This is a genomic window from Telluria sp. ZB4P34, assembly GCF_059686055.1.
On record NZ_JCASIF010000028.1, the window covers coordinates 1 to 14,830 of the forward strand.

Genomic DNA, 14,830 nt, shown 5'->3' on the forward strand with positions numbered 1-14,830 from the left:
CGCATCAAACTTAAACTAAAAGGCCAAAGCCCTGTACAGTACAGGACCCAGGCCATGGGCGCTTAACGACTTAACGTCCAACAATTTGGGGTCAGTTCACTCTGCCGACCACCCTACAGCGCCAGGCGCGCCCGCGCCGCCGCGTACTCCGCCGTCAAGCGCTCCACCATCTCTGCCACCGTCGGCACGTCGTCCATCATCCCGACTCCCTGGCCCGCGCCCCAGATGTCGCGCCAGGCCTTGGCGCTGCCGGAACCGAAGCTCATCTTGCTCTTGTCCGATTCCGGTAGATTGTCCGGATCCAGTCCCGCGGCGACGATCGACTTCTTGAGGTAGTTGCCGTGCACGCCGGTGAACAGGTTGGTGTACACCACGTCGGCCGCCTTCGATTCCACGATCGCCTCGCGGTAGGCGTCGTTGACGTTCGATTCCTTCGTCGCCAGCCAGCGCGAGCCGATATAGGCGAAGTCGGCGCCCATCGCCTGGACCGCCAGGATGGCGTCGCCGGTGGCGATCGCGCCGGACAGCGCAATCGGGCCCTTGAAGAACTTGCGCACCTCACCCACCAGTGCGAATGGCGACAGCGCACCCGCATGGCCGCCGGCGCCGGCCGCCACCAGGATCAGGCCGTCCACGCCGGCTTCCAGCGCCTTTTCAGCGTGGCGGATCGAGACCACGTCGTGCAGCACGATGCCGCCATACGCGTGCACCGCATCCATCATCTCCTTCGGCGGCGCGCGCAGCGAGGAGATGATGATCGGCACCTGGTGCTTCACGCACACCTCGACATCGTGCGCCAGCCGGTCGTTCGACCCGTGCACGATCTGGTTGACCGCGATCGGACCGACCCGCGCGCCCGGGTTGGCCGCCTGGTAGTCGGCCAGCTCGCGCTGCAGGTCCGTCAGCCAGGTGTCGAGCAGCTCGGCCGGACGGGCATTCAAGGCCGGAAAGGAGCCGACGATACCGGCCTTGCACTGGGCCGCCACCAGCGCGGGTCCGCTGGCGATGAACATCGGCGAGGCGATCACGGGAAGGGACAGGTCTTGCAGCACGGGTGGCAGCGTCATGGAAGGCTTTCGCTTGTCGGGTTGGTCAAAAATCTTCGGCCATTATAGCCCTGAAAAAAGAACGATCGTGCTAGATTCTGGCCTCTAATTCGGGAGAGGCTTGCCGCTAGGCGTCGACCAGCCGCGCATCCTCGACCCGGGCAGCGCCGGCCCGCAGCAGCGCCGCTGTCGCCCATTCCGCCAGCTCGTCGGCGCCGCGCATCAACACGCGGGTGCGTACGCGCTCCACCAGCGGGATCGCCGCCAGCAGCTGCGGCAAGGCCCCCAGCGCCAGCGTGCGCCGCTCCAGCAGCAGGAATTTCAACAAGACCTTGACCGCGTTTTCCGCATTGCGCACCGGGTCGGCGCTCAGGTAGTCCAGCCGTGAACGGGCCCGTGCGAGGGCCCCGGCGGCGTCGCCGAATACCGCGCCATGGCCGGGAATGACGATGCGCGCGTCCAGAGTGGCGATCAGGTCGAGCGTCGCGCCGACTTCTGTAAAACCCGGTTCGCCCGCCAGCTCGGGAAAGATCACGCCGAAGCCGTTTTCCCACAGCGCGTCGCCGGAAATCAGGACGCCTTCGGCGGCGCAGAAGAACAGCAGCGCATGCGGGTCGTGGCCGGGCGCCGCCAGCACGTTCCAGTGAAGGCCGCCCAGGTCCAGGCGGTCTCCGGGCGCCAGCGTGGCGTCGAAGCCGAAGCGGGCGCACTGCTGGCCGGTGGCGCGGTAGCTGAGCGCGTCCTCGTCCCAGGCGGCCACCTTGGCCGCCTCCGCCGCCGGGATCGCGGTGCGGCAGCCATAGGCCTGCTGCAGCAGCGCATTGCCGCCGCAGTGGTCGGAATGCAGGTGGGTGTTGAGCAGGCGTTCCAGCGCGCGGCCGCCCAGGGCATGGCGCACCAGCGCCAGCGTCTGCGGCGCGTGCGTCACGTAGCCGCTGTCGACCAGCGCCGCCCCATCGCCGCCGGTGAACAGGATATTGTTGGACGACAGCCAGCCGCGCTCGAAGACATGCATCGACGGCGGCAGGCGCAAGTCCATGTCAGCCCCAGTCGATCTCGGCTTCGCGGCGGCGGATCTCGGCCCACACGGCGCGCTTGTAGTCGTCGCCGGCGCTGCCCCAGGCGACGATTTCCTCGATGGTGCGCAGGCAGCCCTTGCACAGGCCGGTGTCCGGCGCCATCTGGCAGAGGTTGATGCAGGGCGAAGGAACGGGTGTCTGCAGTTCCGGCTTCACGACAGCAGCCCCTTGACGTCGATATAGCGGGCGCACACGACCACCGCCACCATCAGGACCACCGCCAGGCGGCTGCCGCGGTCTTTCAGCGCATACAGGACCGGATCGTCATCCATCTCGCCGCGCGCGGTCTTGATCCACAGGCGGCCCAGCCAGTAAACCATCAGCACGACCATGCCCCATAGCAGTACCGGGCTGGCGTAACGCTGCGCGGTTTCTTCCACGCTGATGAACAGGCACAGCACGACCACGGCCGCCAGCGCCGAAGCCTGGCCCATCGGCCACAGCACGTCGAGGTCCACCACGTGGTAGTCGCGCCCGTGTGCACTGGCGCGGCCGCGCTGCTGCAGCAGCTGCAGCTCGGAACAACGCTTCACCAGCGCCAGGCTGAGGAACACGAACAGCGAGAAGGCCAGCAGCCACGACGTGGTATGGATGCCGACGGCGACCGAGCCGGTGACGATACGCATCGTGTACAGCATCGACAGCATCAGCACGTCGACCAGCACGCGCTCCTTGAGCCACCAGCTGTAGGCGGTGGTCAGGATCACATAGGCCAGCAGCATCACCACGAAGCCGGTGTTGACCGTGAACGCGAGCCCGAAGGCGCCCGCCAGCAGCAGGGCCGCCGCGGCCACGCCCATGGGAATCGGCAGCGCGCCGCTGGCGAAAGGCCGCAGCCGCTTGCGCGGATGGAGGCGGTCGTTGCCGAGGTCCCACAGGTCGTTGGCGATGTAGGTCGCCGATGCGGCCGCCGAAAAGCACAGGAAGGCCAGCAGCATGGTGGCGATGTCGCCAAGCTGGAAGGAAAACGCGGTCAGCAGCGGCACGAACAAGAGCAGGTTCTTGGCCCACTGGTGCATGCGCAAGGCCCTGCGCCACACTGCAGGACCGCTGGCCGGCTTGGGGAACTCCTTCTCGACCACATGCCTGGCGCGCACGGTGCGCGACAGGGCGTTTGACGCGCCCACCAGCACGGCGGCCTGGGCTCCTTCCCACACCGCCAGGTCGGCCGCATTGTCGCCCGCATAGACGAAGTCGGGCCCGACCTGCTCGCGGATCGCCGCGAGCTTGTTGGCGCCTTTCAGGTTGACGCCGCCATCGGTGGCCAGGACCCGGTCGAACAGGCCAAGGTGTCCGGCGACGCCGTCGGCGATGGAGCGGTGCGCGGCCGTGGCCAGCACCAGCTCGCGTCCCGCGGCTTTTTCGGCGCGCAGGTAGTCGAGCAGGTCCTCGCGGTACGGCAACCCGTCCGGCGCGACAGTGACGCGACGGGCAATCTCGGTCTTCATGACTTCGCGGCCGCGCGCCAGCCACAGGGGCAGCTTGAACAGGGCGAACGGCGCTCCCTTCGCCAGCAGGAGCACGGACTCGACCAGGGTATCGGTCGGGGTCAGGGTGCCGTCGAGGTCCACCACCAGCGGAAGGGCGGCAGGGGCGCGGTGTGCCTGTCGGGAATCCGGCGTGGAAGTAGGGGGAGAATTCATGGAGATGTTGGAAGTTATTGCAATTCAATCAGGCATTATCGCTTATCACGGAGCGGCGGTCGCGGGTAAATCTCGGCCCCGGGAGGGTCTGCCCGCCACTGCGCCTCCTTGCGCGCCACCCGCTCCTGGAAGCGCACGGGATCGATCAGGTGGCGTTCGTGCGTCCCCTCGCAGACTTTTTCCAATCCGTCCCAGGCTTCCACCCGAAAGCGCACGCGCTGGCCGGCGAGCTCGACGATTTCGCCCCGGATGACGAGCGTCATGCCCGGCGGCGTCGGCGCCAGGTGCCGGAAGCTGACCATCGTCCCCAGGCTCTGTTCGCGCGGCCAGTCGACGAAGGGCATCAGGCCGTGCACACAGGCCAGTTCCATCATGCCGACCAGGTAGCCGGTCGCCAGTACTGCCGGCATGTCGCGGCAGAACGGCGTGTCGTGGTAGAGCTCGGGCACGGTAGCCCGGTCGGGGATGGTGTACTGCCATTCGAAACAATGGCCGAGTTGTATTTCTGCACGCATGTGCGCAGATTAACGCAGCCTGGCGCATTTAGGGAATCCACGCTTGACCTGACATACCACAAGGGTACACTCCAGACACCATCCAGCTGGATGGTACAAGCATGGCGTAAGGAAGCGGAAGGCATCATGACGAGGGAAGTAGCGAAATCAGCAGCGCGAGAAATGACAAGGGAAGCGGCCCGGCCGGCGGACTCGGAAAAGATCACGATCAACCTGGGACCGATCGACCTCGGGCAGATCGACCTCCTGGTGAGCGAAGGTTTCTACGCGAACCGTTCGGACCTGATCCGCACCGCCATCCGCAACCAGCTGCACGCGCACGCCGACGTCGTGCGCCAGACGGTGGCGCGGCGCAGCCTGGTGCTGGGCATCCACCATTACACGCGCGCCGCCCTGGAGCGGGCCCGCGACGGGGGAGAACGCCTGCAGATCCAGGTGCTCGGCCTGGCCAGCATCGCCGACGACGTCACGCCCGAGCTGGCGCTCGTCACCATCGAATCAATCACCGTGCTTGGAGCGCTGCATGCCAGCAGCGCGGTCAAGGCGGCACTTGCCGGGCGCATCCAATGATCGCGCCGGCCAAAGGAAAACCATGAAACTGAATACACACTTGTTTGCGCAGATGCGCAACGCCACCCGCGCCCTGCTGAAAAAAGGACCGGTGGACACCACGGCCATCGTCCAGGAAGCGATGAAGCACGCCGCCGCCTTCCAGCCGCCTGCGGCGCAGGCCGCGCAGGCCGCGCCGCCGATGCGCGACATCAACCCGCCTCCAGCGGGCGCGGCCGCCAATGACGGCGCTCCCGAGGCGGCGCAGGCACGCACCACCGGTGCGGCCGGCACGGTGCCGGACATGCTGGCCGACCTCCAGCGCAGCATGGAATCGGTACGCGAACAGTTTGGCAACTTTAATGGCGGCATGGGCGGCATGGGAGGAATGAGCGGAATGGGCGCGCAGGGAGCCGGCGCCACACCGTGGCCCGGCACCTTCACCAGCGGCAGCTATACCAACGCGGCCGGCACGCGTGACTACAAGCTGTACGTGCCCAGCACGCTGACGGAGGCGCCGGCCGCGCTGGTGGTGATGCTGCACGGCTGCACCCAGAACCCCGACGACTTTGCGCACGGCACGCAGATGAATGCGCTGGCCGAAGAGCTGGGCTGCCTCGTCGTGTATCCGGCGCAGTCGCAGGCCGCCAACTCCTCACGCTGCTGGAACTGGTTCAACGAAACGGACCAGCAGCGCGAGCACGGCGAGCCCTCGATCATTGCCGGCATCACACGCGACATCATGGCGCGCCATCCGGTCGACGCAAGCCAGGTCTTCGTCGCCGGCCTGTCGGCCGGGGGTGCGATGGCCACCATCATGGGCACGCTGTATCCGGACCTGTACGCCGCCGTCGGCGTGCATTCGGGCCTGCCGTTTGCCGCCGCGCGCGACCTGCCGTCGGCGCTGGCCGCGATGAAGGGCGACTTCCGCCGCAGCCAGGCGCCGGGAAAGACCCTGCCGATCATCGTTTTCCATGGCGACCGCGATACCACCGTCCACCCGGCCAATGGCGACGAACTGGTCGCGCAGGGCCGGGCACGGGGCGCGCGCCGTACCGCGGTGGAGCCGGGCCAGGTGCCGAATGGCCACGCCTACACCCGCACCATGCACCATCATGACGACGGCAGCGTGCATGCCGAGCACTGGCTGATCCACGGGGCGGGCCACGCCTGGTCGGGCGGCAATGCGCGCGGCAGTTATACCGACGGCAAGGGGCCGGATGCGAGCCGGGAGATGATGCGGTTTTTCCGCACGCAGCGCTGATTTCGTAGGGTGCACCGGGGCGCGTAGCCGGCTTTGCCGTGCGCGCGTTCAACTGTCGTGTGAAGTGTGTCGGCTCGACTATTCACCTGTTGCTTGAACGCGCGGTCGGCGGAGCCGACCACCCTACTGACCTCGCTGTTTTGCCGGCTCGGCCTCGATATGGGCGCGCAGGCAGGCCGGGCACCAGCAGCCGGCGGCTTCCTGCGGCACCGGCACGGCTGGCGGCAGTGCCGTGCACCAGCAGGGCTCGGAACTACCGTCGGTCATGGCGCAGCCGAACTCGGCGCCGCAACGGGTGCATCTACTCACGGCGTGCTCCTGCATTGAATAAGAGACATTGTGCTGTTCGGTGGAGATCAGCCCTATAAAATACAACAAGACGCCATATAATCAGCACAAGTACTACCCTGTTGCCTTAAAATCTCGCGACATTTCATTTGGACCTTCCATGAACGCTACTTTGAGCAGCCTGAATCCCGACGACCAGCCCAACGATCTGACCAAGGTATCGCCGCAGATCAAGGCACAGATCCTGGCCGAGGCGCTTCCCTACATCCGGAATTTCCACGGCAAGACCATCGTCATCAAGTACGGTGGCAATGCCATGACCGACGAACGCCTGAAGCACGGCTTCGCCCGCGACGTCATCCTGCTCAAGCTGGTGGGCATGAACCCGGTCGTGGTGCACGGTGGCGGTCCGCAGATCGACAACGCGCTCAAGAAGATCGGCAAGCAGGGCAGCTTCGTGCAGGGCATGCGCATCACCGACGAAGAAACCATGGAAGTGGTCGAGTGGGTGCTGGGCGGCGAAGTCCAGCAGGACATCGTCATGCTGATCAACCACTACGGCGGCCAGGCCGTGGGCCTGACCGGCAAGGATGGCGGCCTGATCCGCGCACGCCGCATGTCGATGCCGGACAAGGAAAAGCCGGGCGAATTCCTGGACATCGGCTTCGTCGGCGAGATCGAGGCGATCAACCCGGCGGTCGTGAAAGCGCTGCAGGACGACGCCTTCATCCCGATCATCTCGCCGATCGGCTTCGGCCAGGACGGCCAGGCCTACAACATCAATGCCGACGTCGTCGCCGGCAAGATCGCCGAGATCCTGAAAGCCGAAAAGCTCATCATGATGACCAACATCGCCGGCGTGCAGGACAAGACCGGCAAGCTGGTCACCGACCTGTCGGCGCGCGAGATCGACGAGATGTTCGAAGACGGCACCATTTCCGGCGGCATGCTGCCGAAAATCTCGTCGGCACTAGATGCCGCGAAGTCGGGCGTCAATACGGTCCACATCATCGACGGACGCATCGAACATAGTTTGTTGCTCGAAGTCTTGACCGAACAGGCGTTTGGCACTATGATCCGGTCTCACTAAATTTTTTGTGGCGGAACATTTCGCCACGAAAGACGACCTGAATGCCCTTGTAGCTCAGTGGTAGAGCACTCCCTTGGTAAGGGAGAGGCCACGTGTTCAATCCACGTCAAGGGCACCACTCCCCTCCTGTAGTAACTCCCTTAGTAAATTCGCTCCACCTTGATGCCGCGCTTGCGCAGCAGCTCGGGCAGGCCGCGTTTGCCCACCAGGTGCAGCAGTCCCACCGCCACCACCGCATTGTTCTCGCGCGCCAGCAGCGCGGCCACCTTGCCCGCCATCGGTCCATTGCGTTCGTCCATCAGCAGTTCGCGCATGACTTTGCCGCTGAAGCTGTCGTCTTCTTCCATGCGCCGGGCGATCCGCTCCAGCGCGGCTGCGTCGGCGCGCTCGTAGGCATCGAACAGTTCGCGTCCTTCGCGCAACTGGCGACCCGAGGCCATGTTCTCCAGCGTTTCCTCCAGCAGCTTCCACTGGTCTTCGTCCGGGAGGCGGTTCAGCAGCGCGCTCTGGAAACCCATGGATTCGAGTTCGGCGATGCGGGTCTTGCCGCTCGCGCGCGCCTGCTGCGCCAAGTGGAGGTCGACGCCGAAGCGCGGGTCGTAGCCCATGTTGACGACATCGACCACGGCCAGCGTCACCGCGATCACCCAGGGCTTCAGGTGCGCCACGGCGGCGGGCTGCACGCCATGGCGGGTCAAGGCGGCCTCGATGCGCTGGCGGCGCTCTGGCGCCAGGCCCGCCATGCCCGGGCTGCCGGGCCGGAACATGCCGTGCTCTTGGTACGCAGCCGCGAGGGCGGCGGGATCGCCCCCGGCGTCGATTTCCAGCGCCAGCGTGGGCGCCGCCGCCAGCGCCTGGCGGATGCGCGGCTCGAGCGGATAGAAATCGGGGCGGCCCGCGTGGATGGTGCCGTACAGGTAGAGCGCGTGGCTGCCCCCCGTCACCTTGAACAGCGCGCCGCGCCTGGTTTCCGGCGCCGGGTCAGGCTTCGCGGAAGCCTGACCGGCAAACGCCTGGAACGCCATCAGGAACAGGCTGAGGAAGACCACTATAATCGAACGTCGCCGCATTCATTTCTCCTGTCGTATCGTCAATCGTGCCAAATCATACCCTCCCCTCTCCCGTCTGGCTGTTCGACCTCGACAACACGCTGCATGACGCGTCGCACGCGATCTTCCCGGCGATCAGCGCGAACATGAACACCTACATCGCGCGCGTGCTGGGCGATGGGCTCACCCCTGCCAGCCAGGCCGCGGTGGACGCCGCGCGCCTGGGCTACTGGAAGCGCTACGGCGCCACCCTGCTCGGCATGATCCGCCACCACCAGGTATCGGCGGCCGACTTCCTGCACGTTACGCACGACCTCGGCGCGCTCGACAAGCTGCTGCGGGCGGAGAAAGGCCTGGGCACGCTGCTGCGCCGCCTGCCGGGCCGCAAGATCCTGCTCACCAACGCACCGACGCGCTATTCCACCGACGTCATGCGCCACCTGGGCCTGAGCCGGCACTTCGCGCACCACGTCGCGATCGAACACATGCACGTGCACCGCCAGCTGCGTCCCAAGCCGTCAAGCCTGATGCTGCGCCGCCTGCTGCGCAAGCACGGCGTGGCGGCGCGCCGCTGCATCCTGGTCGAGGACACGCTGGCCAACCTGAAAAGCGCCAGCCGCCTCGGACTGCGCACCGTGTGGGTGACGCAATACCTGCGCATGAGCGACCCGATCGCAGGGAGGGCACAAGCGGCCCCCCTGCCGCGGACCCTGAAACGCCCCGGTTACGTCGATGTCAAAGTAAAATCCGTGCGGCAGCTGCCGGCGCGTCTGCACCGGCTGCGCTAACACGACAACAATAGGCTTCATCACTAGGGATCACATGGCAACCAAGCCAGGACAGCGCAAGCTGCAAATCCTCCAGGCCCTGGCCTCGATGCTCGAGCAGCCCAAGGGCGAGAAAATCACCACGGCGGCGCTGGCGGCGCGCCTGGCGGTGTCGGAAGCGGCGTTGTACCGCCACTTCGCCAGCAAGGCGCAAATGTACGAGGGCCTGATCGAATTCATCGAGTCGAGCGTGTTCGGCCTGATCAACCAGATCGCCGAGCGCGAAGAAGACGGCGTGAGCCAGGCGCACGCCATCCTGCAGATGCTGCTGTCCTTCTCGAGCAACAACCCGGGCATGACCCGGGTGCTGATCGGCGACGCCCTGGTTGGCGAGGACGAACGCCTGCAGCTGCGCATGAACGGGTTCTACGACAAGATCGAACTGGCCTTCAAGGGCGCCCTGCGGGTGGCCGCCACCCAGGGCCACGGCCAGGAAGCCGACGTCGCGGCGCGCGCCAGCCTGCTGGTGAGCTACGTGACCGGCCGCTGGCACCGCTTCGCCAAGAGCGGCTTCAAACTGAACCCGGCCGAAGGCACGGCGCTGCAGCTGTCGCTGCTGCTGGCGGCATAAGGTAGCGGAAACCGCGGCGCATCATGGATACCGACGAAGTCTTCGCCTTGCTCGACGATGCCGGCCCCCCTGGCAGGAACGGCGAGGCCCGCTCGCGCCTCTACAGCCGCCATGCTGGCCTGCTGCGCTGCGAGGATGCCGCCGGATGGCCGCAGCTGCTGCGCGACATGCAGGACGCGCTGGGACGCGGCCTGTATGCGGTGCCGCTCCTGAGCTACGAGCTGGGCGCGCACCTGCACGGCCTGCCCGCGCACCGGGTAGAGGGCGCGCTGGCCCAGGTGCTGCTGTTCGAACACTGCGAACTGCTCGACGCGGCCCAGGTGGAAGCCTGGATCGCCACCCGCGCGCCCGCCGACGAGCTGGCCGGCGTGGCCGGCCTCGCGGCCAACGTCGACGAAGCCGCCTTCACCGATGCGATCCGGCGCATCCGCGACTACATCGCCGCGGGCGACACCTACCAGGTCAACTACACCTACCGCCTGCGCTTCGACACCTTCGGTTCGCTGCTCAAGCTGTATGCGCGGCTGCGCGCGCGCCAGCGCGTGCCCTACGGCGCCCTGGTGGCCCTGCCCGGGGGCGGCGCGCTGCTGTCCTTCTCGCCCGAACTGTTCGTGCGCCACGACGCGGGCGTGCTGACGGCGCGTCCGATGAAGGGGACGGCGCCGGCCAGCGGCGACGACGCCGTCGACCAGGAGCGCGCCACGGCGCTCGCGCAGGACGCCAAGAACCGCGCCGAGAACCTGATGATCGTCGACCTGCTGCGCAACGACCTGGGACGGGTGGCGCGCACCGGCAGCGTCGCCGTGCCGGCGCTGTTCGAGGTGCGCCGCTACGGCAGCGTGCTGCAGATGACCTCCACCGTGCAGGCGCGCCTGCGCGCGGACGCCACGCTCGAACAGGTATTCGCCGCGCTCTACCCCTGCGGCTCGATCACGGGGGCGCCGAAGCGCCGCACGATGGAGATCATCCATGAACTCGAACCGAGCGCGCGCGGCATTTATACCGGTGCGATCGGCTGGTTCGATCCTCCCCATGCCGGCCAGGCCTTCGGCGCGGGCTCAGGTGCGGGCGCAGGTGCGGGCTTCGGCACGGGTTTCGGCGATTTCTGCCTGTCGGTCCCGATCCGCACCCTGGCGCTGGGTGCGCCCGAGGGCGGCGCCCGCAAGGGGGAACTGGGCGTGGGCGCCGGCATCGTCTACGACAGCATTGCTGACTCCGAATTTGCCGAATGCCGGCTCAAGGCGCGCTTCCTCACCGGCCTGCACAACGAGTTCGAGATCTTCGAAACCCTGCGCGCGAGCCGGGACGACGGCTGCCGCCACGTCGAGCAGCACCTCGACCGCCTGGCCGCTTCCTGCCGCTATTTCGGGCGCCCGTTCGACGATGGCGGCGCGCGCGCGGCGCTGAACGACGCCTGCGACGCCCTGCCTTCCGGCCAGCTGCACCGGCTGCGCCTGTCCGTCGACCACATGGGCGCGACGAGCGTGCAGGCGGCGCCGCTGGTCCCACTGGCCGAACCGGTGGCGGTGCTGCTGGCCGGCGAGGCGACGCACTCCGGCGACGTGTTCCTGCGCCACAAGACGGGCGTGCGCGGCCGCTACGACGCGGCCTGGCGCGCCGCCGAGGCGCAGGGCGCCTTCGATGCGCTGTTCTTCAACGAACGCGGGGAACTCACGGAGGGAGGCCGCAGCAATGTGTTCGTCCGCTTCGGCGCGGCATGGTATACGCCGCCGCTGTCCTGCGGGCTGCTGCCGGGCGTGATGCGCAGCGTGCTCTTGGGCGCGCCGGCCTGGAATGCGAGCGAGCGCGTGATCACGCGCGAGATGCTCGCGAGCGCCGACGATATCGTCGTCTGCAACGCGCTGCGCGGGCCGCTGCGGGCGGTCCTGGCGGACGACCCGCAGGCTTGATGCGGTTTTAGAGCGTCTAACAAGGCCTTCAGGGCAAGGCGCACCGTTGAAGACAGTACACTCGTACGGCAAGACGGTGCAACGCAGCCATGGAGGGTTTGTCAGGCGCTCTCAGAAGCGGTAGCCGACCCCGACGCCGAACAGCACCGGGTCCACCTTCACATGGCTCGCCTTCGCGCCGCCGACCAGTACGTCGCTGCGGATATTCGCCTTCTTCACGTCGACATTCAGCGACCAGCGCGCATCCAGGCGGATATCCACGCCCGCCTGCAGGGAAAGGCCAAGACTGTCGTTCTCGAGCTCACCGGCCCCATTCAGCAGTTTCACGCGCGAGATGCGCGTGTAGTTGACGCCGACACCGAGGTAGGGATTCAAGCTTGACTGCGGGGCGAAGTGATACTGCGCACTCAGGGTCGGCGGCAGGTGGCGGAAGCTGCCGATGCGCGCTCCGTCGAGATACACGCTGTGCTTCTGCGGATAGGTCAGGACCAGCTCGGCCGCCAGGTGCGGCGTGAAGAAGTACGAGATGTCGACTTCCGGAGTGGTCTTGCTGCTCACGTGGATGCGGTCCGCCGCGCCGGCGCCGGCCAGCGGCGCAGACGCGTTCGCCGGGTCGATGTGGACGGCGCGCGCGCGCACCATCCAGTTGGATTCCTGGGCCAGGGCCTGGCTGCCGGCGAGCGCGAGCGAGATCGCCAGGATAGGCTTCAACAACGTTGTCATTTTTTCCGTACCTTTCGTCATGTCATCAGTGACGAAGGTAAGGATATTGATGCAGTGCAAAAAAATCCTTGATATGGATCAAATAACCATAATGACAGAAAGGTTATTCGATCCAGGCCTTACATGGCCAGTGCCTGCTCGATCTTGCCGACCAGGGCCGGATCTTCCGGCGTCACCTTGCTCGGGAAATGTTCCAGCACCTTGCCGTCGCGGCCGATCAGGTACTTGGTGAAGTTCCACTTGGGCGCCTGGCCGGTGGCCTTGGCCAGGCTGGCGTGCAGCGGGTTGGCTTCCGGACCGGTGACCGCGGTCTTGGCGAACATCGGGAAGCGCACGCCATAGGTGTTGAAGCAGAAATCGGCGATTTCCTTGGCGTTGCCCGGCTCCTGCTTGCCGAAGTCGTTCGACGGGAAGCCCAGCACCACCAGTCCGCGGCCGCCATACTTCGCGTACAGCTTTTCCAGTCCTTCGTACTGCTTGGTGAAACCGCAGTAGCTGGCGGTGTTCACGACCAGCACCACCTTGCCGGCGTACTGGCACAGGTCCTGCGGCGTTTCGTCCTGCAGGCGCTTGAAGTTCTGCTTGAGGATGGCCGGGCAGCTGGCGGGCATGCGCGCCAGGGAGGAGGCAGGCGCGGGTGCGACCGCATTGGTGGCCTGCGCGGCAGCCGGTTGGGCAAAGGCTGCCAGGACGGTGGCAAGCGACAGGGTGAGGGTCTTGGACATGACGGGCATTCGCTCGGGTTGGGATGCCACGATTGTAACGCAGCCGCCGCCGCGAAAATACGCCAGCTCTAGCTATTCAGGCTGCGGTGCTCGATCTTGATGCAGTGGTTCATGACCACGTCGATGCCGGCTGCCCGCAGCAGGTCGGCGGCGGCCTGGTTCTCGATGTCGAGCTGCATCCACAGGCAGCCGGCGCGTACCGCAATGGCGTCGCGCGCGATCGGCGGGATGTCCTCGGACTTGCGGAAGCAGTCGACGATGTCGATGCGTACGCCGCTCGGGGCCAGGGCGTCGGCCGCTTCCTGCAGCGTCGCGTACACCTGTTCGCCCAGGATGGTCTCGCCGGCCTTGCCGGGATTGACCGGGACGATCCTGTAGCCTTGCTCTTGCAGGTAGGCCGCGACGCCATGGCTGGCGCGCTCGGGTTTGTCTGACAGGCCGACGATGGCGATGGTCTTGCTGTCGTTGAGGATCTGGGCAATGCTTCTCATGGTGTCCGTGGTGGAGGTCGGTGGAGGTCGGTAGTAGACGCAGGTATCGATGCTAGCTTATCAGATTTGCATCGTTCGACGCGCCGGCGCTGGCGCGGCGCGCGCAAACGTGGAAAGATGCGGGCTCGTCCCCATTCGCTCCATCGAACCCAGCATGCGCCCCTTCCCTGCCCTCGCCACCCTGCCCCTCCTGCTGCCCCTCCTGCTGTCGCTGTCCGCCCATGCGGCCGAACCGCTGGCCGCCGTCGAGCGCGCCATCGTTCCCGTGGCCGCCTGGGGCGGTAGCCCGGCCGATGCGGCCAGGGCGCGCCGCCATGCGATTACCCAGATCACGCTGCACCACCAGGGCGAGCCCTTCAAGCCGGGCACCGATCCGCAAGCCTACCTGCGCCGCCTGCAAAGCTGGTCGCGCGCCAGCAAGGGCTGGCTCGACATCCCTTACCACTACGTCATCGACCTCGACGGCCGGATCTACGCCGCCCGCGACATCGGTTTCGCCGGCGACACCAATACGGAATACGACCCGGCCGGCCATGCGCTGATCGAAGTGGTGGGCAATTTCGAGGAAGTCGAACCGAACCGGCAGCAACTCGATGCCGTCGTCGACCTGATGGCGCTGCTGGCCGCGAAGTACAAGGTGTCGCTGGACGACATCAAGGGCCACCGCGACCATTCAAGCAAGACCGTGTGCCCGGGCGCGAACCTGTACCGCTATGTGAAGGAAGACTGGTTCCGCCACAAGGTGGCGCTGCGGCTGGCCGGCGAGCAGGCGGCGAAACGCTAGGGTGGGCGGCTATGCCGCCCACGCGTTCAAGCAGCCCGTGATCAGCCGAGCCGCCAATCATCGGCAATATGAACGCGTGGGCGGGAGACCCGCCCACCCTGTTAGAGCAAAGTTGTAATGTCCGGATCTAGCAAAGTTGAAATGTCCGCTTTTGCTAGGTAGCTCATGCTGTCGACTCCGAATCGTTTGGAGTCCAGTGTGAGCAAGTCCGGGAGCATTACGATGCAAGAGCTAGAGCGCGCCAAGGTGCTCGAGGCGTACGCCAAAGGCGAGATC

At 66.4% G+C, this 14,830-nt stretch carries 17 protein-coding genes and 1 tRNA gene; 8 read left to right on the top strand and 10 right to left on the bottom strand.

Annotated elements, in window-relative coordinates; translation table 11 throughout:
• Window positions 1-113: 113 nt before the first annotated feature.
• The 5 genes from AC56KL_RS22830 to AC56KL_RS22850 all read right to left on the bottom strand — a co-directional run bounded on the left by AC56KL_RS22830 (window position 114) and on the right by AC56KL_RS22850 (window position 4,283).
• A complete protein-coding gene (locus AC56KL_RS22830; RefSeq protein WP_497182472.1) occupies window positions 114-1,067 on the bottom strand; it encodes an NAD(P)H-dependent flavin oxidoreductase in 954 nt (317 codons plus the stop codon).
• Between the two features lie 106 nt (window positions 1,068-1,173).
• Window positions 1,174-2,085, bottom strand: coding sequence for an MBL fold metallo-hydrolase (locus tag AC56KL_RS22835; RefSeq protein WP_497182473.1), 912 nt, complete (start codon window positions 2,083-2,085; stop codon window positions 1,174-1,176).
• 1 nt (window position 2,086) lies between these two features.
• A complete protein-coding gene (locus AC56KL_RS22840; protein ID WP_497182474.1) occupies window positions 2,087-2,281 on the bottom strand; it encodes a DUF1289 domain-containing protein in 195 nt (64 codons plus the stop codon).
• Window positions 2,278-3,768, bottom strand: coding sequence for a UbiA family prenyltransferase (locus AC56KL_RS22845; RefSeq protein ID WP_497182475.1), 1,491 nt, complete (start codon window positions 3,766-3,768; stop codon window positions 2,278-2,280). The genes AC56KL_RS22840 and AC56KL_RS22845 overlap by 4 nt, the downstream gene beginning before the upstream one ends.
• Before the next feature lie 35 nt (window positions 3,769-3,803).
• On the bottom strand, window positions 3,804-4,283 hold the full coding sequence (locus AC56KL_RS22850; protein ID WP_497182476.1) for a thioesterase family protein: 480 nt from the start codon (window positions 4,281-4,283) through the stop codon (window positions 3,804-3,806).
• A gap of 162 nt (window positions 4,284-4,445) precedes the next feature.
• Here AC56KL_RS22850 and AC56KL_RS22855 point away from each other — a divergent pair, with 162 nt between their 5' ends.
• Together AC56KL_RS22855 and AC56KL_RS22860 are read left to right on the top strand one after the other, a co-directional pair.
• Entirely contained in the window at window positions 4,446-4,853 is a 408-nt protein-coding gene (locus AC56KL_RS22855; protein ID WP_497182477.1) for a CopG family transcriptional regulator, read from the top strand.
• Between the two features lie 22 nt (window positions 4,854-4,875).
• A complete protein-coding gene (locus tag AC56KL_RS22860; protein ID WP_497182478.1) occupies window positions 4,876-6,096 on the top strand; it encodes an extracellular catalytic domain type 1 short-chain-length polyhydroxyalkanoate depolymerase in 1,221 nt (406 codons plus the stop codon).
• Window positions 6,097-6,219: 123 nt separating this feature from the next.
• Here the strand turns inward: AC56KL_RS22860 and AC56KL_RS22865 are convergent, their stop codons facing one another.
• Window positions 6,220-6,405 (bottom strand): cysteine-rich CWC family protein, encoded by a 186-nt coding sequence (locus AC56KL_RS22865; RefSeq protein WP_497182479.1) that lies wholly within the window; start codon window positions 6,403-6,405, stop codon window positions 6,220-6,222.
• A 139-nt stretch (window positions 6,406-6,544) separates the two neighbouring features.
• Here AC56KL_RS22865 and argB point away from each other — a divergent pair, with 139 nt between their 5' ends.
• Window positions 6,545-7,474: an acetylglutamate kinase gene (argB, locus tag AC56KL_RS22870; protein WP_497182480.1), complete on the top strand. Its 930-nt coding sequence runs from the start codon at window positions 6,545-6,547 to the stop codon at window positions 7,472-7,474.
• Window positions 7,475-7,517: 43 nt separating this feature from the next.
• Window positions 7,518-7,592 (top strand) — tRNA-Thr (locus tag AC56KL_RS22875).
• A gap of 22 nt (window positions 7,593-7,614) precedes the next feature.
• Here the strand turns inward: AC56KL_RS22875 and AC56KL_RS22880 are convergent.
• Entirely contained in the window at window positions 7,615-8,544 is a 930-nt protein-coding gene (locus tag AC56KL_RS22880; RefSeq protein ID WP_497182481.1) for a TraB/GumN family protein, read from the bottom strand.
• Between the two features lie 26 nt (window positions 8,545-8,570).
• Between AC56KL_RS22880 and AC56KL_RS22885 the strand changes: the two genes are divergently transcribed.
• Genes AC56KL_RS22885 through pabB form a run of 3 tightly spaced genes read left to right on the top strand, consistent with a single transcriptional unit; the run spans window position 8,571 to window position 11,831 of the window.
• Window positions 8,571-9,311: a pyrimidine 5'-nucleotidase gene (locus AC56KL_RS22885; RefSeq protein WP_497182482.1), complete on the top strand. Its 741-nt coding sequence runs from the start codon at window positions 8,571-8,573 to the stop codon at window positions 9,309-9,311.
• Window positions 9,312-9,345: 34 nt separating this feature from the next.
• Window positions 9,346-9,921, top strand: a complete 576-nt coding sequence (gene slmA, locus AC56KL_RS22890; RefSeq protein ID WP_497182483.1) for a nucleoid occlusion factor SlmA — start codon at window positions 9,346-9,348, stop codon at window positions 9,919-9,921.
• 23 nt (window positions 9,922-9,944) lie between these two features.
• Window positions 9,945-11,831, top strand: a complete 1,887-nt coding sequence (gene pabB, locus AC56KL_RS22895) for an aminodeoxychorismate synthase component I (protein ID WP_497182484.1) — start codon at window positions 9,945-9,947, stop codon at window positions 11,829-11,831.
• Between the two features lie 111 nt (window positions 11,832-11,942).
• Here the strand turns inward: pabB and AC56KL_RS22900 are convergent, their stop codons facing one another.
• The 3 genes from AC56KL_RS22900 to AC56KL_RS22910 all read right to left on the bottom strand — a co-directional run bounded on the left by AC56KL_RS22900 (window position 11,943) and on the right by AC56KL_RS22910 (window position 13,770).
• Window positions 11,943-12,554, bottom strand: coding sequence for an OmpW/AlkL family protein (locus tag AC56KL_RS22900; protein WP_497182485.1), 612 nt, complete (start codon window positions 12,552-12,554; stop codon window positions 11,943-11,945).
• A 119-nt stretch (window positions 12,555-12,673) separates the two neighbouring features.
• Window positions 12,674-13,279: a glutathione peroxidase gene (locus AC56KL_RS22905; protein WP_497182486.1), complete on the bottom strand. Its 606-nt coding sequence runs from the start codon at window positions 13,277-13,279 to the stop codon at window positions 12,674-12,676.
• 68 nt (window positions 13,280-13,347) lie between these two features.
• On the bottom strand, window positions 13,348-13,770 hold the full coding sequence (locus AC56KL_RS22910; RefSeq protein ID WP_497182487.1) for a CoA-binding protein: 423 nt from the start codon (window positions 13,768-13,770) through the stop codon (window positions 13,348-13,350).
• Window positions 13,771-13,924: 154 nt separating this feature from the next.
• On the opposite strand from AC56KL_RS22910, the gene AC56KL_RS22915 reads away from it, so the two are divergent.
• Window positions 13,925-14,554, top strand: a complete 630-nt coding sequence (locus AC56KL_RS22915) for a peptidoglycan recognition protein family protein (RefSeq protein WP_497182488.1) — start codon at window positions 13,925-13,927, stop codon at window positions 14,552-14,554.
• Window positions 14,555-14,830: the final 276 nt, after the last annotated feature.